Here is a 22,653-nt window from a genome sequence, read left to right on the forward strand (position 1 = left end):
GGAGAGTCAGCAATCCTGTTTGACCAGTACTACCCCCTTGATATAGACATGGGATCAATGTTTGATAAGGAAAATGAAATTGCCTACAAGCTGTGCGAAGACATTGCCTTCATTGAAAAAAAGCTTGGGGTAAAGTTTAAGTGCTTTTACGTGCTATGCCAAAATAATCATCTAGTTGTAAGAAAAATTGAGGTCCTTAAAGATTCTAAGAGGAAGGATATAGACCTTGTAGTAGATATAGAAATAATGGAATTATTAAATTTAAATAAGGATAGGTACAGCCTAATATATAAGAGGGGACAGGTGGATGAAAACGACATGGTTGACCTAGAGGTTTGCCTATTTCCGAATTATTTATACAGTATAGTAAGGGCTATAGAAAAAAATGCCAAGCTAAGGTGTAAGGCTATATACAGCAACTACCAGCTGGCAAGCCACTTTATAGAGGCTAAGGACAACTACTTTGCCCTGATGGAGGTCAGGGAGGAGGACCTAGTCTTAACCATTCTCGAGGGGGAAGGTATCAAGAGTTCTATAGTTGTTGACCAGTCCTACAGGGATGAAAACTTTATAGCCTACCTAAATAGCCAGGGCAGGATATTGGTATTTGGTGACTACAGGGGCCAAAGGTTTAAGGACCTAATAGGGACGCTTACAAATATGGAGACCCTAGATGATTATAGGCCTAATATTTATGGGAAAATCCTAGCCTACAAGGGCCAGTCCCTGATAGGGGGGAAGTCCAAGAAGGGAGGTCTGGTAGACCATTACCTAGAAAGTGTGAGAGGGTCAAGGCTAAATATCTACATGATGAGATTCATGGTACTTGTATTAGTCCTATTTGTACTTATGGGGGTCAGGACACTTATGGACAAGAGGAGCCTATATAGAGAACTGGAAGAGGCCAGGTCCCAATCTATATCCAGGGAGGCAAGCAGGACTGACAGACCTAAGAAAATTGATAAAAATATATACGGGCTCGATATCATCAAGGTATACGAAATCCATAAAAAGCTAGGAAACACGGTGAAAAAGATGGATTATGACAAGTATAGGCTCCTTGTAGACCTAGAGCTAGATGATAGGTCAAAGGTAAGTGGACTCAGGAATGACAAGCTCTTTGATAAGGCCAGCATCCTTTCAATTAGCAAGCTGGAATACTATGTGGAAAAGGAAGTTGAACGCAAGAAGGAAAGAAAGCCAGACCCCGGTCAGGACAGCCAGGACCAGGATGGCCAGGATATCAATACCAAGCCAGAGGATAAGTATGAAATAGTCAAGGAAAAGGTAAAGAAAAAGGCCTACAAGTACCTAGTCAAACTAGAAATAAGGAACTGACTCTTGGGACAGGATGCCATAGGAGGATAAGGATGAGAATAGATAAAAACATATTGTACATACTGGCATTTTTTGGACTTATGCTCATAGTTAACAGCCTTCTAATAAGCCCCATGAAGGAAGAAAATAGGGACTTGGCCCTCCAGATAGAAAGCATAAAAAATAATGATAGTCCTGATGACCAGGATATGGCGAGGTCTATTAGGAGGTCGAAGAAGGGGTCTGATATGGCTAGGGACCTTGGCCTATATGAAATATCCAGCAAGGACCTTTCTATTGAGTCTATGGATGTCATAGAGGGAAATGAATACAGGCAGTATGAAATAAGCCTATCTGGCAAGGGAGACTCACTTTTGAAGTTTGTCCAGGGTCTAGAAACAATGGACAAGAGGCTGGTTGTAGACAGTATTTCCTACGATGGTCAGGGCCAATCTAAATATGTAATAAAGCTGCATTTTTTTGATTAGAAGATATCTAGTAATTAATATAATTAAGACTATATTGTCAGATTAAATTGACTGTGATATAATTTAAAGTATTGTTTATTATTTTGTAGTAGGACTTGTGTTCGTATATATTTAATAAAGCAATATTTATGTGTGAAATGTCTTTTAATAGAAAAAAGTAGGGAGCAGTTGCATATGTTGAATAGAAACGATTTGTGCCATTGTGGAAGTGGTAAAAAATATAAAAAGTGTTGTATGGACAAGGATCTGGCAGACCACAGGATGGTCTTGGGCCAGAAGACTCTGCACGACAAAAAGCAGAAGGCAAACGAGGCATACTCAAGAGCGATTATTGGACTTAGTGAGTCTCTGGAGGACCTAATTGAGAGAGATGAGAACTTTGCCAGCAAGGAAGAGGAAGCAAGAAATATATTCTTTGATAATATGATTGTCAACAATATAGCATCAAACAGGTTCTTTGCCTCATACTTCTCATACGACTATATGGTTGATGGTGAAAATACACCTGCCATGTATGTATTAGGTCATAAGAAATTTAGTAAAAGTGATAGGGAAATAGTAGTTAACTGCCTTAACTCTCATCCAAGCTTGTTTGTTATTGATAGCTTTGAGGGTCTAGAGGTGGTTATTAGGGATGTCTTTACTGGTATCCAGTACTATACTCTTGATGCAGAAATATTGGCAGGATTTGAAGTTGGCCAATACCTATTGGCTAGGCCAGTAAGGGTTGGAAATATATACGTATTGACTGATTTAACTATCAGAATACAGGAGGATGCAAAGGACTACATCTATAATGATGTAATGAAGGAGTACAAGGGTGATGTGAACAACATAGCTAATATAGACTACTTTGTATCTATAAATTCCCTATACTTCTATAAGCATATGCTGAACCTGTTACAGATGAGTGACTATAAGGATGACATGATGGAAGAAAGCCTACATGACCTAGAGTCTGATGAAGAAGCTGGGTCAGCTTCAAACCTAGAGGACCTGCTTAGGTCAAAGATTGAAGAGGAAGATATCCTAGCAAGTGTAATGGACCTATGGTCAGAAATTTCATCCAAGCTAAATTTAGCAGGGGCAGAAAATGGATGGGCTTCAGGACTTGAATACTATTATAGGAAGTCTATAGGCCAGAGTATTACCCAAAACTCTATAGCTCAGAAGTATGATGTTAGCACTAGTACCCTAGCCAAGAGAAATAAGGAAATACTGGCAGTTGTTGAAGGTGAATAGGAGGAAATATGCAGTTAAAAGTAGGGAATAGTATACCGGTATCTACTAATTTTATAAAATCACATCCAGCTATACCAGTTTACAATGGTGAGGAGAGTATAGAAAACCTATTTGCTGTTATCTACCATATAGAAATTGGATACAATAAGGATGGTAGACAGGAAGTTCTTCAGTATGTGATAGTTGACTACAAGGAATACTCACTGGCACCTGACAACAAGGGCGCTATAATAGATATAGCCAATCAGTATTGTAGGGACAAGGGCATTGAAGACAATGAAAATCTTGAAATCAAGCTGCTTGACGATGAAATAGCTGAAAACTTTATTGAGAAGATATTCAATAATATGAAGGTTATAAGAGGCTTGATTACTAAGGACTAAGCCAAATCAATGAGATGATAAGACTAAATTACAGTATTTCTTTTGTGATTTAGTCTTTTTTATATATTTTGGAAGGTCAGTATTTAGGTATAGCCAGCCTATTTTAAGCTTGCTAGACCAATAGTCCGCGACCGGACAAGGAGGAAGTATGTTAAGAGTATCTAATATAAAAATTGATATAGACCAGCCAATAGACCTAGTCAGGTCCAAGCTGTGCAAAAAACTAAGAATCCATGATTCTGATATTATTGACTACAGCATCTACAAGGAATCAATCGATGCCAGAAAAAAAGACCAGATTAGCTTTGTCTATACCGTAGATGTAAGTCTTAAATCAGAGAAAAAAATCTTGGCAAGAAAGCCAAAAGATACAGTATTTATAGAGTCAAACAGGTACCAAGATGTTAAATCAGGCCGAGAAAACATGGAAAATCCACCCCTTGTAGTCGGTGCGGGACCAGCAGGACTTTTTGCCAGCTTAGTTCTAGCCCAGAGAGGCTATAGGCCAATCTTGTTGGAAAGGGGCCAGGATGTTGATACTAGGACTGCCGACATAGACAAGTTTTGGGAGACGGGCATCCTAAATGATAGGTCCAATGTCCAGTTCGGCGAAGGAGGGGCAGGTACCTTTTCTGATGGTAAGTTGACAACTAGGATAAAGGATATCAGGAGTGAAAAGGTCTTAAGAGAGTTCGTACTAGCAGGAGCACCAGAGGATATACTTTATTCCCACAAGCCACATGTTGGCACAGATATATTAAAAAATGTTGTGAAAAATATTAGGGCGGAAATAATCCGTCTAGGTGGGCAGGTTAGATTTTCTAGCCAGTTGACTGATATAAGGCTAGAGGCTGACAAGCTAGTGTCTATAAGAGTAAATGACCATGAAGACCTAGCCTGCCAAGAACTAATACTCGCAACAGGCCATAGTGCCAGAGATACCTATAGGATGCTAAATTCAAGAGGAATATATATGGAGCAGAAGCCCTTTGCAATCGGGGCTAGGATCGAGCATCCCCAAGACCTAATCAACAAAGCTCAATACGGAAAATTTGCAGGACATGAAAGGCTGGGTGCAGCAGACTATAGGCTGACTAGTCAGGTAGAAAATGGTAGAAGTGTGTATACTTTTTGTATGTGTCCGGGAGGAAGTGTAATAGCCTCAGCTAGTAGTCAGGGACACCTTGTTACAAACGGTATGAGTGAGCATGCTAGGGACCTAGAAAATGCCAATAGTGGACTTTTGGTCAACATCACAACAGATGACTATGAATCAGACCACCCTCTAGCAGGTATAGATTTTCAGGAAAAATATGAGGCTATGGCCTTTGAACTTGGGGGCAGCAATTACCAGGCCCCTTGCCAGCTAGTTGGAGACTTTTTAGCGGGGAGACCATCTGTGGAACTTGCTAGTGTAAGGCCATCTTATAAGCCAGGTGTAAGGCCTACTGACCTAGCCCTTTGTCTGCCGGACTTCGTAGTGGAGGCTATGAGAATGGGTATTTTGGATATGGACAAGAGGCTCAAGGGCTTTGCCATGTCGGATGCAGTCCTTACCGGTGTGGAGACTAGGTCATCAGCCCCAGTTAGGATAAATAGGGACAGGAATAGTCTCAAGTCCTTAAATATAAGCAACCTTTACCCCTGTGGTGAGGGGGCAGGCTATGCAGGTGGCATAGTAACTGCCGCAGTCGATGGTATAAAGTGTGCAGAAAAAATAATTGAAAAATATTCGCCTTTAGATACCAAAAATGGTGACTAGTGGTATAATAGAAATAATAGATTTTTTATTATGGTAATAAAACGGCTGTGGTAGAGTCGTCTAATAAATAAAAGGTAATAGAGGAGGCAATATGAGTAATATTAAATTTGATTACAGTAAGGCTGAGAAATTTTTAGCTAAGAGAGAGGTAGAGGCTATGCAACCATTTGTTGACCTAGCACATGACCTATTGCATGAGGGTAGGTCTTTAGGTAATGACTACATTGGTTGGATTGACCTTCCAGTTAACTATGACAAGGATGAATTTGCCAGAATTAAGAAGGCTGCAGACAAGATTAAGTCTGATTCAGAGGTATTGGTAGTAATAGGTATAGGTGGTTCTTACCTAGGTGCCAAGGCAGCCATAGAAATGTTGGGTAAAAATTTCAAGAACAATCTGAGTAAGGAAGAGAGACAGGCTCCAGAAATATACTTCGCAGGTAACAGTATTAGTTCTTCCTACCTACTAGACCTGTTAGACCTAGTAAGGGATAGGGACTATTCTGTAAATGTAATATCTAAGTCTGGTACTACAACTGAGCCAGCCCTTGCCTTTAGAATTTTCAAGGAAGACCTAGAAAAGAGGTATGGTAAGGAAGGTGCAGCCAAGAGAATATATGCAACTACAGATGCAAAGAGGGGGGCTCTAAGGAGCCTAGCTGAAGCAGAGGGTTATGAAACATTTGTAATACCAGATGATGTAGGTGGTAGATTTTCAGTTTTAACTGCAGTTGGACTACTTCCAATTGCTGCGGCAGGCTTTGATATAGATGCCATGATGAAGGGGGCAGCAGATGCCAGAGAGGAATACTCTGTCAAGGATCTTGAAAAGAACCAGGCCTACCAATATGCTGTTGCAAGGACAGTTTTACAGAGAAAGGGTAAGGAAACCGAGCTATTGGTAAACTACGAACCACAGCTACAGTACTTCGCTGAGTGGTGGAAGCAGCTATTTGGTGAGAGTGAAGGTAAGGACCAGAGGGGGATATTCCCAGCATCAGTAAATTTCTCAACTGACCTACACTCAATGGGTCAGTATATACAGGATGGTAGAAGATTTATCTTTGAAACTGTAATCAATGTAGAAAGCCCAAGAAGAGACATAGAAATAAAGTTAGACAAGGATGACTTAGACGGCCTTAACTACCTAGCAGGCAGAACTGTGGACTTTGTAAACCACAAGGCCTTCCAGGGAACACTACTAGCCCATACTGATGGTGATGTGCCAAACTTAGTCTTAAACATTGCTAGACTAGATGAATACACATTTGGCCAGATGGTATACTTCTTTGAAAAGGCTTGTGGTATAGGCGGTGTCATCCTAGGAGTTAACCCATTTAACCAGCCAGGAGTAGAGGACTACAAGAAAAATATGTTCGCCCTACTAGGTAAGCCAGGCTATGAGGAAGAAAAGGCAAGATTAGAAGCTAGATTATAGTTTTCATAGGCCCAAAATATAATATAGGAAATGATGACCTCTTGATTGGTTTAATTGACCAGTCAAGAGGTTTTATGTGTTGTTAGGGGCTGTTCAATATGTTATAATAAAGGTTAGTAGCAATTTTATATTAGATTGGAGATTAGTTATGGCGAAAAGTATGACAGGATTTGGTATAGGCGAATTTAAGGACCAATACTACAATCTTTCGGTTGAATGCAAAACAATAAATCACAAGTATTTAGACATAAATCTTAGGATACCTAGGAAGCTATCTTTTTTAGAAGATAAGCTGAGATTTTTAATCAAGGACCACCTTGGAAGAGGTAGGGTTGATATATTTGTTAAGTTCGAGACTGTTACTTCTGTCGGGTCCCAACTAGTATATGATGCTGAATTAGCTAAGCAGTACTACCATATTCTTAAGAATATCAAGAGTGACTTTGGCTTGGAAGAGCCTATTAGTCCTGTTGATATAGCTAAGTTCCCAGATGTAGTAAAGATTACAGAGGCTGAGGACGATGAGGAAATATTATGGAATATGTTGTCTGACGCTGCCAACAAGGCCCTAGAAAACCTATGCAATATGAGGATTATAGAGGGAAAGAAGCTAGAAAAGGATATACTTGCTAGGGCAGACCTATTGGAAAGGGCTGTATGTGACCTAGAAAAGTATACTGCTACTATTGAAAAAGAATACAAGGACAAGCTGTATGCCAGAATAAGCGAGCTCTTAGACGATCCTAAGGTGGTAGACGAGTATAGGCTAGCCCAAGAAGTGGCTATATATGCTGACAAGTCAAATATTACAGAGGAAATAGTTAGATTTAAGAGCCATATAAACCAGTTGAGAGATACTGTGACAGCAGATGAATCTGTTGGTAGGAAGATGGACTTCCTAATTCAAGAAATGAATAGGGAAGTAAATACCATGGGATCAAAATCATCCGATGTCTCTATAGCCAACCTGGTTATCAATATGAAGGCTGAATTAGAAAAAATCAGGGAACAGGTCCAGAATATAGAGTAGTTTGGGGGATAATATGATTAATAAAAAGGGTTTATTACTTGTTGTATCTGGTCCAAGCGGGACTGGAAAAGGAACTATATGTAAGGATATAGTTGCCAAACATGAGGATATCAACCTATCTATATCAGCAACCACTAGAAATCCTAGGGTTGGTGAAGTAGAGGGCAAAAGCTATTTCTTCAAGACCAAGGAAGAATTTGAAGCCATGGTGGACAGGGGGGAATTCCTGGAACATGCCATGATTTATGACAACTACTATGGTACGCCTAAGAAGGCTATTTTTGACGAACTTGATATGGGTAGAGACGTGATTCTAGAGATAGAAATGCAGGGGGCTATGCAGATCAAGGAAGTATATCCACAGGCTGTATTTATATTTGTACTGCCACCGAGTCTACAGGAATTGAGAAACAGGATAGTAGGAAGGGGCACAGAAACAGAGGAGCAGATAGAAAAGAGATTTAACAGTGCTTACGATGAAATTAAGCTCCTTGGGGACTATGACTACTTCATATTTAACAATATAGTGGAGAAGTCTTCAGAGGAGATTTTAAATATATTAGAGGTTGAAAAGAACAAGGTCAGTAGATACAAAAAAGATATATTAGATATGTTTGAGAAGGAGATAAAAAATGTTAAAACCATCATTAAATGATATAGTAGAAAAGATAGATAATAGGTACTACCTAATAGCGACAGTTTCAAAGAGGGCAAGAGAGCTAGTTAACAAGGAAGATGCCCTTATAGACATTGATGAAAAGGCTAAGCCAGTAGTAATAGCCAGTGAAGAGGTAATAGCTGGTAAGGTAGGCTATAGACTACTTACTGATGATGAAATAGAGGCCAAGGAATTGGCCCACAAGCTAGCCCAGGAAAAGAAATTATTAGAACAGGACTAATAGGCAGGCTGTGAATAGGGGCAGGAATACACAATTGCTTCAAAATCACAGCAGAACAACTATATAAATTTAATGAAAAACTATGTAAAAGGAGTCTATTAATATGTTAAGTAATAAGACTATTATAGTAGGTGTTACAGGCGGCATAGCAGCTTACAAGGCCTGTGATGTCGTAAGTAAATTGAAAAAGTTGAATGCAAATATCCATGTCATAATGACTGAGTCTGCCTGTGAATTCGTACAGCCAATGACCTTTCAGACTTTGAGTAATAATTTTGTTATAAATGATATGTTCAAAGAACCCAAGACTTGGGAGGTCGAGCATATAGAGCTGGCCAAGAAGGCGGATGCCTTTTTGATTGTACCAGCAACAGCAAATTTTATAGGTAAGCTGGCAGCCGGCATAGCTGATGATATGCTTACTACTACGGTAATGGCCACAAGAGCACCAGTGATAATTGCACCAGCCATGAATACGAATATGTATACAAATAGGATAGTCCAGGCAAATATGGACAAGCTGGGGGACCTAGGTTATAGGTTTATAGACCCAGCGTCAGGAAGATTGGCATGTGGAGATATAGGTGCGGGTAAGCTGGCTGATGTAGATGATATTCTAGCCTTTATAGTCGACTTTTTTGAAAAGGAGTCTGAAGCTAAAGACTTGGCTGGCAGGAGGATAATGATAAGTGCCGGACCTACCATAGAGGCCATTGACCCAGTTAGGTATATCACTAATAGGTCTAGTGGTAAGATGGGCTATGCAATAGCCAAGAGGGCAGTTGCCAGAGGTGCCCAGGTTACCCTTGTATCAGGTAAGACTGACCTAGAGGTTCCAGAGGGACTTGCAAAGTTCATAAGCATTGAGAGTGCAGATGACCTGTATGAAAACCTAGTAGGAGAGTTTGACTCTAATGATGTTGTTATTCAGAGTGCTGCTGTGGCGGACTACAAGCCAAAGTCATATTCAGATAAGAAGATAAAAAAGAAAGATTCAGACCTGAGGATAGACCTATGTAGAAACAAGGATATAGCCCAGGAACTAGGCAAGATAAAAGGAAACAAGGTCTTGGTTGGCTTTGCTGCCGAAACAAATGACGTCTTGGAGAATGCGGCCAAGAAGATTAAAAAGAAGAATCTTGACTTTATAGTAGCCAATGACCTGACAATGCAGGGGGCTGGCTTTAGTACAGAAACAAATATAGTTAAGATAATTGAAGCCGATGGAAGGATAAAGGAATATCCAAAGCTACTGAAGTCTGAAGTAGGAGACATAATATTGGATAAGGTAAGAGATATATTAGAAAATAAGTAGGATTGAAGATAGCTAAATGTAAATGTTGACCCTTTACCATTTAGCTATTTTTACGATTTTACAAGTAACCAAGGGGGGAGATGGAAGATGTATATAGACTTAATACTTAGGAATATGAGCAGGTTCGCTGATATGCTATTCACATATAGGCTTCCATCTGACCTAGAGGACCAAATCAGGATTGGTCATAGGGTCAGTCTACCTTTTGGTAGGTCTAATAAGCCCATAGAGGCCTTTGTAGTAGCCAAGAGAGATAGACTAGGACCTGGTGATATTGGAGAGGACAAGATCAAGGAAATATTTGAAATCCTGGATGTTGAGCCCATGCTTAGCAAAGAAAATATCCGCCTAATAATGTGGATTAGGAATAGGTATATGTGTACCTATATGGATGCCCTTAACCTTTTTTATCCAAAGGGCTATAGGCTAGAAGCAAAAAAGATTGAAGATGATGGCCAGGTAGTCTGGACCTACAAGGATAAGAAGAACGAAAAAAAGCTAAACTACCTATCTCTAAGGTATGACCTGGATACAATAGACCGGATAGTAGGGGAAAAAAGGTATAGACTGGGTCCAAAGCAGGTGGATATAATCAAGTTCCTAGGACTTAACAAGTCAGTTGAATCAAGGAGCCTAATGGAAATCCTGGGGGTTTCCAACCAAACTATCAAGAGCCTAGTAGACAAGGACTTGATAGAAGTTAAGGAAGAAAACTACTACAGGCGGTCAGAAGCCAGGTTTAGGTCACCTATCAAGAAGATAAGTCTTAACAAGGACCAGGTCCAGGTGGTCGACCAGATAAAGGAAGGATTTTTCCTTGATGAAAAGAAGCCCTACCTCCTACATGGTGTAACTGGTAGCGGTAAGACCGAGGTATATCTGGAGTTGATAGAATATAGTCTAAATCAAGGTTTGGATAGTATTTTATTAGTACCGGAGATAGCCTTGACACCCCAGATGATAGCCAGGGTTAAGGCTAGGTTTGGAGAAATAGTGGGAGTATTCCATAGTGGCCTATCAGAAGGTCAAAAGCACGATGTTTACAGGGAAATTAAAAACGGTAATATCAGGGTAACTATAGGGACTAGGTCGGCATTATTCCTGCCATTTAGGTCACTAGGCCTGATAATAATAGATGAAGAGCATGATATGAGCTACCATTCTGAGATGACACCTAAGTATTCAACTATAGAAGTGGCCAGGTATATGTCCCTAAGGCAGAATATATGCCTAGTCATGGGGTCGGCAACACCATCTGTGGCAGACTACTACAGGGCTGACAATGGTGAATATAGCCTATTAGAGCTAAATAATAGGGCCAATGAAAGGGCCATGCCCCAGATAGAAATAGTTGATATGAAGGCTGAGATAAATAGGGGTAACAGGTCGGAAATCAGTAGGGTCCTGGAGGATGAGATAGTAAGGACTGTAAATGCTGGTAACCAGGCAATTCTCTTCCTAAATAGGAGAGGATATGCAAGTTCTGTAACCTGTAGGGAGTGTGGTCACGTAATTAAGTGTAAGAGGTGTGACATATCACTAACCTACCACAAGTTTAAAAACAAGGGCATATGCCACTATTGTGGACATGAGGAGGACATACCAAGCATGTGTCCGGAATGCTCTAGTACAAATATAGGTGTTTTAGGCTTGGGAACAGAGAAAATAGAAGAATATATAAATAAAAAGTACCCGTCTTTTAGGACTCTAAGGATAGACAAGGACACGACCTCCAAGAAGGGCCAGCTTGAAGCTATCCTAGATGACTTTAATAGACAGGAAGCAGATATTTTGATAGGAACTCAAATTCTTAGCAAGGGCCATGACTTCGAAAATGTAACCCTAGTCGGTATAATTTCAGCGGACATGATGCTAAATTATCCGGACTTCAGGTCCTTTGAGCAAACCTACCAGCTGATAACCCAGGTGGCAGGCAGGGCAGGAAGGGGTCAAAAGAAGGGCCATGTAGTCCTTCAGACCTACAATGTGGACCACTTTGCTATCAGACATGCAGTAAATTATGATTACAAGAGTTTTTACAAGGATGAAATCAGGCTTAGAAGGGCCTTTGGATATGAACCCTTTAATAATATGTTCAGACTGGTTTTTTCGGGTAATAACTATAATATAGTTAAAAATAATGCCACAAAGTTTATAGAGACAGTCAGGTATCTTTTAGAGGCCAGATCAATCGAGGTCAAGGGTATACTTGGGCCTAATGAGTGCTCAATCAACAAGATAAACGACCGCTACAGGTGGCAGGTTATTATAAAGGATGAGGTCATGGACGTCAAAGAAATCAAGTCCATGCTGAGATATATTTGTATCAGCAAGTTTGACCAGATATTCGACAAGGATATCAATATAAATATTGAGATTAATCCAAATAGTTTTATATAGTGTAGGAGGAAGTAGAAATGGCAATACGTAATGTACTAAAGATGGGAGACCCCATTTTGAATAAAAAATCCAAGCAGGTAGTAGACTTCAATGACAGGTTACATACCCTACTAGATGATATGGCAGATACAATGTACAAGGAGGATGGGGTTGGCCTAGCAGCTCCCCAGGTAGGTGTACTTAGGAGGGCCGTTGTAGTGGATGTTGGTGAAGGCTTAATAGAGCTTGTCAACCCAGTTATAGTTGAGTCTTCAGGCCAACAGACAGACCTTGAGGGTTGCCTAAGTGTAGTTGATTATGTAGGAGAGGTTACAAGACCAAACTATGTAAGGATCAAGGCCCAGGACAGGTATGGTAAGGAAATAGAGGTAGAAGGACATGGCTTCTTGGCTAGGGCTTTCTGCCATGAATTAGACCATTTGGAAGGCATTTTATTTGTTGAAAAAGTAGAAGAAACAGAAAAGGGTGAATAATATGCGTATAGTTTTTATGGGAACTCCTGAGATAGCAGTGCCTTCACTGGAGAGATTGATTAGTGATGGTCATGATTTGTGTGCCGTAGTGACCCAACCAGATAGACCTAAGGGAAGGGGCAAGAAACTGGCTTTTTCACCAGTCAAGGAAGCTGCCATGAGACATGAATTAGAAATACTACAACCTGAAAAGGCTAGCCAACCAGACTTCTTAGACAGGCTAAGAGAATTAAATCCGGACCTTATTGTGGTGATAGCCTTTGGACAGATACTTAGGAAGGAGGTCCTAGACCTACCCAAGTATGGCTGTGTAAATGTTCACGTATCCCTATTGCCTAAGTATAGGGGGGCTGCCCCAATAAACTGGGCAATCATAAATGGCGAAGAAAAAACAGGTGTAACAACTATGTTTATGGATGAGGGCCTAGACACAGGAGACATTATCAAGACTAGGGAGTTTAGACTGGACGATGAAATAAATGCAGGCCAGCTACATGATATCATGATGGAAGAAGGGGCAGATGTTTTGAGCCAGACTGTCAAGGCCATAGAGGATGGTACAGCTGAGAGAATAAGGCAAAATGATGATGAGTCTACCTATGCACCTATGATGGATAGGAATCTTGGCCATATAGACTTCAAGAAGTCAGCAGTCAGCATCCATAACCTTGTAAGGGGTACTGTACCATGGCCGGGTGCCTGGTGTGAGAGCCCTTATGGAAAGATAAAGATATGGAAGACTAGGATTGGCCAAGGACAGACTGATAGGGAGCCAGGTACCATTGTTTCTGTAGGCAAACAGGGTATAGAGGTTGCCTGTGGAATGGGTATGCTTTTGATAGAAGAGATACAGATGCCAAACAAGAAGAGGATGCATGTATCTGAGTATATAAAGGGCAATACCATAGAAATAGGAAAAGTATTGACTTAATAGGAGGGATAATTATGTATCCTTATGGATTATATATGGACAGGACTTTCTTGATTCTCATACCGGCAATATTGCTGAGTATGTATGCTTCTTTCAAGGTAAGTTCGACTACAAAAAAATATTTTAAGGTAAGGGCCATGAAGGGGATGACAGGCCAGGAGGTGGCTAGGAGGATACTGGACTCCAATGGACTATCATCAGTACCTGTAAACCCAGTACCAGGTTCCTTGACTGACCACTATGACCCAAGGGGTAAGACTGTCAGTCTATCTGAAGAGGTATTTTATGGGACTTCCATCACTTCGATTTCGGTTGCAGCCCATGAGTGTGGACACGCAATCCAGGACAAAGAGTCTTATGTGCCTATGATGTTTAGAAGTGCAATAGTTCCAGCAGTTAATTTCGCATCTTCTGCATCATGGATAATTATATTGATGGGTTTCTTTGTAAGTAGGCAGTTCTTGTGGCTAGGAATAGTCCTATTTTCAGCTACAGTTTTATTTCAGGTAGTTACTTTACCTGTTGAGTTCAATGCCTCATCAAGGGCTTTGAAGCAGTTGGAAAGTCTAGGTATAGTGGGCCTAGATGAGCATAAGGAAAGCAAAAAGGTATTGAATGCAGCAGCCTTAACATACGTAGCAGCAGCTCTTGCATCGATCTTACAGTTAGTGAGGTTGGTCCTGCTTGCTAGAAGTGATGATTAGGTCTGCAGTATATAAAAGTAATGTGACTATATGCAGATGTGTATAGTCACATCTGTTTGAAGGGAGATAATATGTCAGCTAGGTATATAGCTTATAAGATATTGTTTGATATAGAGGTCAACGGAAACTATTCCAACATGGCTCTTAATAAGTTCCTGAATGAAGCCGACTTAGATGACCAGGACAAGGGTTTTGTCACAGAGCTAGTATATGGCATACTTGAGAGGAAGAGGTATCTGGACTATATGATTAACAAGGTATCTAAAATCAAGGTCAGGAAGATGCAGCATTCTGTCAGGCTGGTTCTGAGGATGGGAACCTACCAATTGGTACATATGGATGGTGTAGCTGACTATGCGGCCATAAATGAGTCCGTAAACTTAATCAAAAAACTAGATAAGAGGTCTGCTTCTTTTGTAAATGCAGTCCTTAGAAATATTTCTAGAAGTCTAAGTGATATCAAGTCTATCAGACTAAATACAGTAGACAACCTAGCTATATACTATTCCTATGAGAAGTGGATAGTTGAAGGCCTGGTCAAGGAATATGGATTTGAAAGGACAGAGGCTATACTAAGTGCCCTATCCCAAAAGCCAAGTATATACCTTAGGGTAAATAGGACCAAGCTAAAACCGGGACAATCAATGGATGACCTTGTAGGGACAATAGTTGAAGACCTGAAAGGCCAGGGACTTGAAACTAGTAGGATAGATGGAATTGAAGAGGCTATAAAGGTCAAGGGCCTAAAGTCTATAGACAAGCATCCTCTATTCAGGGAGGGTTATGTAAGCGTTCAGGATTTAAGCTCTATGCTGGTAGCTAGGATAATGGACCCCAAAAGAGAGTCAAGGGTCTTAGACCTATGCGCTGCTCCGGGTGGCAAGTCTACCCATATTGGAGAGCTCATGGAAAATACTGGTCAGGTCATATCACAGGATATATTTGACCACAAGATTAAGTTGATGAATACCTATGCTAGGAGGCTGGGCCTTAAAAATATGGAGGCCAGGCTAGGAGATGCTCTGGTACTTAATGAGGGCTATATAGGCAAGTTTGACTATGTCCTATGTGATGTACCCTGTTCAGGCATGGGAATAGTAAGGAGAAAGCCAGAAATCAAGTACAAGAAGGAGGAAGAGGTCCTAGACCTACCAGGCCTTCAGTACCAGATTTTGGAAAATGCTAGTGCCTACCTAAGGGAGGGAGGCCAGATAATATATTCAACCTGTACTATTTTTAGGCAGGAAAATATGGATGTGGTGGACAAGTTCTTAGCCAACCACAAGGACTTTTCCCTAGACAAGCTAGGGTCTATCAAGGAGTTTTTGGGTCTAGGTGACAAGGCTATAGTAAAGATCTTACCAGACCAATATGAGATGGATGGATTCTTTATTTGCAGAATGAAAAAAATTTAAAAATCAATAAAGGTGTGGTATAATGTATAAAGGAAAGATTGTGCTCAAAAACTTGACAGAAGAAGAGCTTAAGGATTTTCTAGTGTCCATAGGAGAAAAAAAGTTCAGGGGAAGTCAGATATATTCCTGGCTATACAGGAACATTAGGGACTTTGATGAAATGAATAATATACCTAAGTCTCTTAGGGCTAAGCTAGAGGAACACGCAATAATAGGAAATATAGAAAAGGACCTGCGTTTAGATTCCAAAATTGATGGTACTAAAAAGTACCTATTTAAGCTAAATGATGGTAATATAATTGAAACAGTAGCCATGGACTACGATACGAGGCTGACTCTTTGTGTGTCCAACCAGGTTGGATGTAGGATGGGTTGTAGATTTTGTGCCTCTACCATAGATGGCTTATCTAGAAACCTAGAAGCATGGGAGATATTAGACCAGATTATCAAGGTCCAGGAAGACCTGGGCAAGAGGGTGTCTAATGTAGTCATGATGGGAAGTGGTGAGCCACTTGACAACTATGAAAACTCTATAAGGTTTTTGAAGCTGGTAAATGAAGAAAATGGACTAAACATTGGTAATAGGCATATTACCCTATCCACTTGTGGTATAGTCGATAGGATAAGAGACCTGGCTGACTTGGAAATTCCAATAAATCTAGCCATATCTCTCCACTCTCCCTTTGATGAGGAGAGACAAAAGATAATGCCTGTTGCCAACAAGTATAAGATAGATCAAATAATAGAAGCTTGTCATTATTATCTTGGCAAGACCAACAGGAGGATTACCTTTGAATATTCCTTGATAAAGGGGGTTAATGACTCCAAAAAGGAAGCAGAGAGGATAGTCAGATTACTGAGGGGAATGTTGTGTCATGTTAATCTAATCCCTATAAATCCAATAGAGGAAAGGGACTTTGAAAAGCCTGACATTTTATACATAAACAAATTTAAAGCTTATTTAGAAAAGAATAGTATACCTGTTACTATTAGAAACTCCATGGGGGCAGACATCAGTGGTGCCTGTGGTCAGCTAAGGAGGAGTGTAAGTAAGAGGTGAAGGAGGACTCGTATGGATTTTTTGTTTAAATCTCATATTGGAATGGTCAGGAAAAATAACGAAGACTATTGTAAGGGTGAGATAATAGAAGTCGGCGATGGTAGTGAGATAGGAATTTTTGCCATAGCAGATGGTATGGGTGGCCACAACAAGGGTGAGGTTGCCAGCCAACTAGCAGTAGAAAATTTAATAGAATTTTTTAATGATAACTTAATACAAAATGGAGTAGTAAAAATTGATTATATAGAGGATATAATTAAGCAGGCCTATAACACTGTCAACTCTATGGTATATGACAAGTCCAAGGAGGACATAATCTATGATGGTATGGGCACAACCCTAACACTTGCAGTTGTTTATAAGAATAAGGCCTATATAGCCAATGTTGGTGATAGTAGGTGCTATGTATTGAAAAATGGTGGAAGACTAGAAAAGATTACTTACGACCACTCAATAGTAGAGGAGTATGTAAAGGCCAATATAATAACTGAGGAAGAAGCTAGGAACCATCCCGATAGAAACAAGATAACAAGGGCGGTCGGAACAGAGCCAGTTGTATTGGTAGACATATACGATGTTGACCTTGAGGAAGGTGACAAAATATTATTGGCTACTGACGGATTGACTGGGGCTGTTGATAGAGAAGATATAGAGCAAACATTGTTGAATACAGAGCTTGATGATCCTACCCAAGGCCTAGTAGACCTGGCCAATGAAGCATCGGGCAAAGATAATGTTACTGTAATAATAGTTTTGGTATAAGGTGGTGTTATTATGGGAGCTACAGTATTAGGAAATAGATACGAGATATTAAGAAAAATTGGCGACGGTGGAATGGCATTTGTATACCAGGCTAGGGACAAGCTTTTAAATAGGATTGTTGCAGTAAAGGTATTAAGGCCAGAATTTGTCGATGACCAGGAATTTTTGGTTAAGTTCAAGAGAGAGGCAGAGGCCGTAGCCAGCCTATCCCACCCTAACATTGTGAACGTATACGATGTCGGTGAGGATGGAAAGGTCCACTATATAGTAATGGAGTATGTGGACGGACAAAATCTAAAGGAAATCATACAGGATGAAGGTCGTCTTGAGGAATATACTGCCTTGGATATAGCCAAGCAGATAGCTAGGGCTCTGAGTGCAGCCCATAGGAATGGTATAATTCACAGGGACATCAAACCTCATAATATATTGATATCAAAGGATGGTAGGCAGGTAAAGGTTGCAGACTTTGGTATAGCAAAGGCTGTCAGCAGCTCGACTATGACAAATATGGGAAGTGTAATTGGGTCAGTCCACTACATTTCACCTGAGCAGGCCAAGGGTAAGCACCTAACAAGTAATGCAGACCTATATTCCCTAGGTATAGTCCTATATGAAATGATTATAGGTAGGGTACCTTTTAGTGGTGATAGCCCTATATCTATAGCCTTGAAGCATATAAATGAGGATATAGCCTTTACAGAAGAGGATAAGATAAATATTCCAAATAGTGTAAGGACAATTATCAGCAAGATGACACAGAAGGAACCTGCTAATAGGTACCAGACAGCTGAAGAGTTGATAGAGGATATAGAATTTGTAGAGAGGAATATAGACCTACCATATATAAAGGACTATAATAACTTCGCTACGACTGATGTAGATAGGAGAGATCCTGAGATTTTCAATGGTAGAAAGCCAGTCCAATATGATGACTACGAGGACGATGACTACTATGATGAAGATGGAGATGACTATTATGAGGACGATGACTACTACTATGAAGATGAAGATATAGACGACGACTACTATGAAGAAAAGCCTAAGTCTAGAAAAGAAAAGAAGAGAGAAAAGAAGCAAGAAAAGAAGAACAAGGCCAAGAAGAAGGAAACACCAAGGGCTCGTAGGAGACTGAAGATACTTGCAGTAATCCTAATAATGATCCTTATAGGCTATGCGGCCTTTTTCATGAAGTACTTTGGACTTGGACTATTCAGCAAGGATAATTCAGAAAATGTTACAGTGCCTAGCGTTGTGAACATGACTGTTGAAGAGGCCCAGAAGAGTCTAGAGGGAACAGGTCTAAGGCTAGTTGTCAAATCAGAGGAGTATAGCAATGGTGTCAGCAAGGATAGGATAATTACACAGACACCTAGTGAGAATACTACCCTAAAGAAGGGAGACTCTGTGAGCGTAATAGTCAGCAAGGGTAATTCAAAGGTTCCTGTACCAAATGTGGTGGGCCTAAAGCTTTCTCAGGCAGAAAAGCTATTGAATGACAACAAGCTAATCTTAGGAAATGTTAAATACGAATATAATGATGCCGAAGAGGGCACAGTATTAAGCCAGAGTCTAGTTGGTGGTTCAAGTGATGAAGGTCAGAAGGTATCCCTAGTTGTCAGCAAGGGTAAGAAGGCAAGTCAGGAGAGACCATCTATAATTGATGATAATGACTCAAATGATAACGGGGCTATTATCAATGACAACAGTGGTAGGGACATAGACCCTTCTACAGGCAGGACATCTAGGATTACTAGGCCAAATGGCAGGTCAGGTAATAATAGTGGCAACAACAGTGGTAATGGAGGTAGTATAATAGTACCTGATAATGGTTCAGATTCTTCAGGAGGTACTACAAGCGAAAATATTATTGGTGGAACTAACAACTAAGATAATTTAGACAATATTACTAAAGTAGATTATGACAAGGAGTTGCCTAGCTGGTAACTCCTTGTTTTTAGGAGGAGATTTAATGAACAAGGTAGCATTGGTAACTGGAGGCTCCAGGGGAATTGGTAGGCAGGTAGCCATCCAGCTTGCAAGAGAGGGATATAGGGTATTAATAAACTACAACAAATCCAAAAGCGAAGCCCAGGATACCTGCCAACTGCTAAGGTCAGAAGGCTGCCAGGTAGAGGTTTTCAAGGCAGATGTATCAAAACAGGACCAGGTCAAGGCCATGTTTGAATTTTGCATAGATAGGTTTGGTCATATAGATGTATTGGTAAATAACTCAGGCATCAGCTATGAGGGATTGCTTACTGACATGGAGGAGGAAGATTGGGATAGGATAATGGACATAAATCTCAAGTCAGTCTTCCTATGCTCCAAGGAAGTCCTAGCCTATATGGTATCAAACCACCACGGTAAAATAATTAATATATCCTCAATGTGGGGACAGGTAGGGGCATCATGTGAGGTTGCCTATTCAGCATCCAAGGCGGGTATGATTGGTTTTACAAAGGCCCTGGCCAAGGAGGTTGGACCATCAGGCATAAGGGTAAATGCTATTGCCCCAGGTGTGATCATGACAGATATGATGAAGGGCTTCGGTCAGGCAGATATAGACTACCTAAGAGATGAAACACCCCTAATGAGGCTGGGCCAGCCTGAAGATATAGCTAATCTGGTTTCATTTTTGGCCTCTGACAGGGCTGACTTTATTACGGGCCAGGTCCTAGCCAGCAACGGTGGTTTTGTCATTTAAAGAACTTTAATTGACAAGTTACTTGTGTTATCATATAAGTAGTGATAGATACTGGGAGGTAGAATGAAAGACGGAATAATAATCAAGGGTATCAGTGGATTCTATTATGTAGAGGTAGGCCAGGACCTATACGAATGTAAGGCTCGTGGTATATTCAGAAAAAAGGGACTTAGCCCTCTTGTGGGGGATAGGGTTGCAATTAGCATAATAGATGAAACAGATAAAAAGGGTAATATAGAAAAAATATACGAAAGAAAAACTGAGCTGGTAAGGCCACCAATAGCAAATATTGACAAGGTCTTAATAACCTTTTCAGTTAAGGAACCAAGTCCAAATATGGTTCTTTTAGATAGGTTTATAGTTTTTTCGGAAAAGGAAAATTTAGATATAAGGATTGTTTTGACCAAGGTTGACCTGGACAAGGATGGGACTATAGTAGATAGGATAGTTTCTGATTATGAGAAAATAGGCTACAAGGTCATACCTGTAAGTGTTGAAACAGGCCAGGGTATAGACCAGGTTAGGCATGAACTAGAAGGATGTATATCTGTATTTGCAGGCCAGTCAGGTGTAGGCAAGTCAAGTATCCTAAATGCCATAGAGCCGGACTTCAAGCTCGAAACTGCAGAAATTTCACAAAAGTTAGGCAGGGGCAAGCATACAACTAGGCATTCCCAACTATACAAGCTAGGTCCAAATGCCATAGTTGCGGACACACCAGGCTTCAGTTCCTTTGACCTTACTGATATAGAAATTGAAGAGCTTCAGGAATACTTTATAGAGTTTGCCAATTACCAGGACTGCCGCTTTGGGAACAAGTGTATCCACAAGAATGAGCCTGCCTGTGGAGTCAAGGAGGCTCTTGAAGTAGGACAAATATCAGAAAGTAGGTACAAGTCTTACCTACAGATACTAGATGAAATAAATAATTTGAAAATTAGAGAGCTTAGGAGGAATTTATAATGAAATTAGCACCATCAGTTTTGTCAGCAGACTTTGCTAGACTATTAGAATCATGTAAGAGGGTAGAGGCAGCAGGTTGTGAATACCTACACCTAGATGTAATGGACGGTCATTTTGTACCAAATATTACATTTGGGGCTCCAATCATTAAGAGTCTGAGAAAGGACCTAAATATGGTGTTTGATGCCCACCTAATGATATCAGATCCGGACAAGTTCTTGCCAGATTTGGCAGCAGCTGGCTGTGACATCATTACGGTCCACTATGAAACTTGCACCCACCTACATAGGACTATACAGAATATCAAGTCATATGGTATTAAGGCGGGAGTTGTCCTAAACCCAGCTACACCAGTCTGTATGATAAAGCATATCCTAGGTGATCTAGACATGGTCCTATTGATGTCAGTTAACCCTGGCTTTGGTGGACAGAAGTTCATACCCGAGGTCCTAGACAAGGTAAAAGAACTAAAAAAGATGATTGATGACAAGGGACTAGACGTGGAAATCGAGGTAGATGGAGGCGTTACAAGTGAGAATATCAAGGCTTTGGTAGATGCAGGTGCTGATGTGCTAGTAGCGGGTTCAGCTATATTTGGTAAGGAAGATATTGACAAGGCCGTAATGGATTTAAGAAGAGCAGTAGATGGAGAATAAATGGGAACACTGATAAGCGATATAATTCATGGCAAGACTGCCTGCCTGGTCCTAAATGGCCAGCTGGAAGACTATGACTATATTAGAGAGGTCATGGATTACAATACATATGAATTAATAATAGCTGTAGATGGTGGTGCAAACCACCTATACAGGCTGGGAATAATGCCCAACTATATATTGGGCGACCTAGACTCAATAGATGATGATATCAGAAGCTACTATGAGGCCTCAGATGTTGTCTTTAAGAAATTTCCTACTAAGAAGGATGAGACAGATGCTGAACTGGCAGTATGGATGGTCGAGGAGGAGGGTCTTCTGGGCATAGATATATATGCAGCCCTTGGGGGACGTATTGACCACGAGCTAGCTAATATTCAGCTCCTATACTATATATTGAATAGGGGTATGTATCCTAGGATCATATCTGAAAGGGAAGAAATATACATCCTAAGAAATGAAGAAATGAACCTGAAGGGTAGTATAGGAGATATTGTATCTATCGTACCTGTAAAGGGTGATGCCAGAGGAATTACCCTTGCCAATATGGAATACAGCGTTGAGGAGCTAGACCTTAAATACTCGGTTACAAGGGGTATTTCCAATGTGATGTTGGCTGAAGATGCCTACATAAATGTAAGGGACGGCTGTATACTGGTTATAAAAAATATCAAAAATAAGTAATAAAATTATATGGAAAAGAGGTGC

22 protein-coding genes are annotated in these 22,653 nt (G+C 40.5%); all 22 read left to right on the plus strand.

Translation table 11 applies throughout. The features are described 5' to 3' along the window. Positions 1-1,338: hypothetical protein (locus ACW6OJ_RS00565; protein WP_456095461.1), on the plus strand; the 1,338-nt coding region annotated here is incomplete at its 5' end. Between the two features lie 32 nt (positions 1,339-1,370). Further along, positions 1,371-1,805, plus strand: coding sequence for a hypothetical protein (locus ACW6OJ_RS00570; RefSeq protein WP_455103643.1), 435 nt, complete (start codon positions 1,371-1,373; stop codon positions 1,803-1,805). Positions 1,806-1,979: 174 nt separating this feature from the next. Then, positions 1,980-3,047, plus strand: a complete 1,068-nt coding sequence (locus ACW6OJ_RS00575) for an SEC-C domain-containing protein (protein ID WP_455103642.1) — start codon at positions 1,980-1,982, stop codon at positions 3,045-3,047. Between the two features lie 8 nt (positions 3,048-3,055). Further along, entirely contained in the window at positions 3,056-3,430 is a 375-nt protein-coding gene (locus ACW6OJ_RS00580) for a hypothetical protein (protein WP_314494895.1), read from the plus strand. A gap of 148 nt (positions 3,431-3,578) precedes the next feature. Then, positions 3,579-5,192 carry an NAD(P)/FAD-dependent oxidoreductase gene (locus ACW6OJ_RS00585; RefSeq protein ID WP_456095462.1) on the plus strand — a complete coding sequence of 538 codons (1,614 nt, stop codon included), beginning with the start codon at positions 3,579-3,581 and terminating at the stop codon, positions 5,190-5,192. Positions 5,193-5,283: 91 nt separating this feature from the next. Continuing rightward, entirely contained in the window at positions 5,284-6,630 is a 1,347-nt protein-coding gene (locus ACW6OJ_RS00590) for a glucose-6-phosphate isomerase (protein WP_293436474.1), read from the plus strand. 148 nt (positions 6,631-6,778) lie between these two features. Continuing rightward, positions 6,779-7,660 carry a YicC/YloC family endoribonuclease gene (locus tag ACW6OJ_RS00595; RefSeq protein WP_456095463.1) on the plus strand — a complete coding sequence of 294 codons (882 nt, stop codon included), beginning with the start codon at positions 6,779-6,781 and terminating at the stop codon, positions 7,658-7,660. A 13-nt stretch (positions 7,661-7,673) separates the two neighbouring features. Next, on the plus strand, positions 7,674-8,315 hold the full coding sequence (gene gmk, locus ACW6OJ_RS00600) for a guanylate kinase (RefSeq protein ID WP_293426272.1): 642 nt from the start codon (positions 7,674-7,676) through the stop codon (positions 8,313-8,315). Then, complete coding sequence (gene rpoZ / locus ACW6OJ_RS00605; protein WP_293426270.1) at positions 8,293-8,559, plus strand: DNA-directed RNA polymerase subunit omega; 267 nt, start codon at positions 8,293-8,295, stop codon at positions 8,557-8,559. Before gmk ends, rpoZ begins: the two co-directional genes overlap by 23 nt. Before the next feature lie 103 nt (positions 8,560-8,662). Continuing rightward, a complete protein-coding gene (coaBC, locus tag ACW6OJ_RS00610; RefSeq protein WP_293432059.1) occupies positions 8,663-9,874 on the plus strand; it encodes a bifunctional phosphopantothenoylcysteine decarboxylase/phosphopantothenate--cysteine ligase CoaBC in 1,212 nt (403 codons plus the stop codon). Positions 9,875-9,961: 87 nt separating this feature from the next. Then, positions 9,962-12,274, plus strand: a complete 2,313-nt coding sequence (gene priA, locus ACW6OJ_RS00615) for a replication restart helicase PriA (RefSeq protein WP_456095464.1) — start codon at positions 9,962-9,964, stop codon at positions 12,272-12,274. A 17-nt stretch (positions 12,275-12,291) separates the two neighbouring features. After that, on the plus strand, positions 12,292-12,747 hold the full coding sequence (gene def / locus ACW6OJ_RS00620) for a peptide deformylase (RefSeq protein WP_314494908.1): 456 nt from the start codon (positions 12,292-12,294) through the stop codon (positions 12,745-12,747). A gap of 1 nt (position 12,748) precedes the next feature. Beyond that, entirely contained in the window at positions 12,749-13,678 is a 930-nt protein-coding gene (gene fmt / locus ACW6OJ_RS00625) for a methionyl-tRNA formyltransferase (protein WP_314494910.1), read from the plus strand. Positions 13,679-13,692: 14 nt separating this feature from the next. Beyond that, positions 13,693-14,382, plus strand: a complete 690-nt coding sequence (locus ACW6OJ_RS00630) for a zinc metallopeptidase (protein ID WP_455103636.1) — start codon at positions 13,693-13,695, stop codon at positions 14,380-14,382. A 71-nt stretch (positions 14,383-14,453) separates the two neighbouring features. Continuing rightward, positions 14,454-15,797 carry a 16S rRNA (cytosine(967)-C(5))-methyltransferase RsmB gene (rsmB, locus tag ACW6OJ_RS00635; protein WP_456095465.1) on the plus strand — a complete coding sequence of 448 codons (1,344 nt, stop codon included), beginning with the start codon at positions 14,454-14,456 and terminating at the stop codon, positions 15,795-15,797. 22 nt (positions 15,798-15,819) lie between these two features. After that, positions 15,820-16,857, plus strand: coding sequence for a 23S rRNA (adenine(2503)-C(2))-methyltransferase RlmN (rlmN, locus tag ACW6OJ_RS00640; RefSeq protein ID WP_455104730.1), 1,038 nt, complete (start codon positions 15,820-15,822; stop codon positions 16,855-16,857). Between the two features lie 12 nt (positions 16,858-16,869). Further along, positions 16,870-17,619, plus strand: coding sequence for a Stp1/IreP family PP2C-type Ser/Thr phosphatase (locus ACW6OJ_RS00645; RefSeq protein ID WP_293426255.1), 750 nt, complete (start codon positions 16,870-16,872; stop codon positions 17,617-17,619). A gap of 12 nt (positions 17,620-17,631) precedes the next feature. Beyond that, positions 17,632-19,509 (plus strand): Stk1 family PASTA domain-containing Ser/Thr kinase, encoded by a 1,878-nt coding sequence (pknB, locus tag ACW6OJ_RS00650; RefSeq protein ID WP_456095466.1) that lies wholly within the window; start codon positions 17,632-17,634, stop codon positions 19,507-19,509. An 82-nt stretch (positions 19,510-19,591) separates the two neighbouring features. Beyond that, positions 19,592-20,326: an elongation factor P 5-aminopentanone reductase gene (ymfI, locus tag ACW6OJ_RS00655; protein WP_456095467.1), complete on the plus strand. Its 735-nt coding sequence runs from the start codon at positions 19,592-19,594 to the stop codon at positions 20,324-20,326. A 63-nt stretch (positions 20,327-20,389) separates the two neighbouring features. Further along, positions 20,390-21,289, plus strand: coding sequence for a ribosome small subunit-dependent GTPase A (rsgA, locus tag ACW6OJ_RS00660; RefSeq protein WP_455104729.1), 900 nt, complete (start codon positions 20,390-20,392; stop codon positions 21,287-21,289). Next, positions 21,286-21,945, plus strand: coding sequence for a ribulose-phosphate 3-epimerase (gene rpe, locus ACW6OJ_RS00665; RefSeq protein ID WP_456095480.1), 660 nt, complete (start codon positions 21,286-21,288; stop codon positions 21,943-21,945). The genes rsgA and rpe overlap by 4 nt, the downstream gene beginning before the upstream one ends. Next, positions 21,946-22,629, plus strand: a complete 684-nt coding sequence (locus ACW6OJ_RS00670; protein WP_456095468.1) for a thiamine diphosphokinase — start codon at positions 21,946-21,948, stop codon at positions 22,627-22,629. The last annotated feature ends 24 nt before the right edge of the window (positions 22,630-22,653 follow it).

The sequence above is a fragment of the Peptostreptococcus sp. genome, assembly GCF_977045075.1.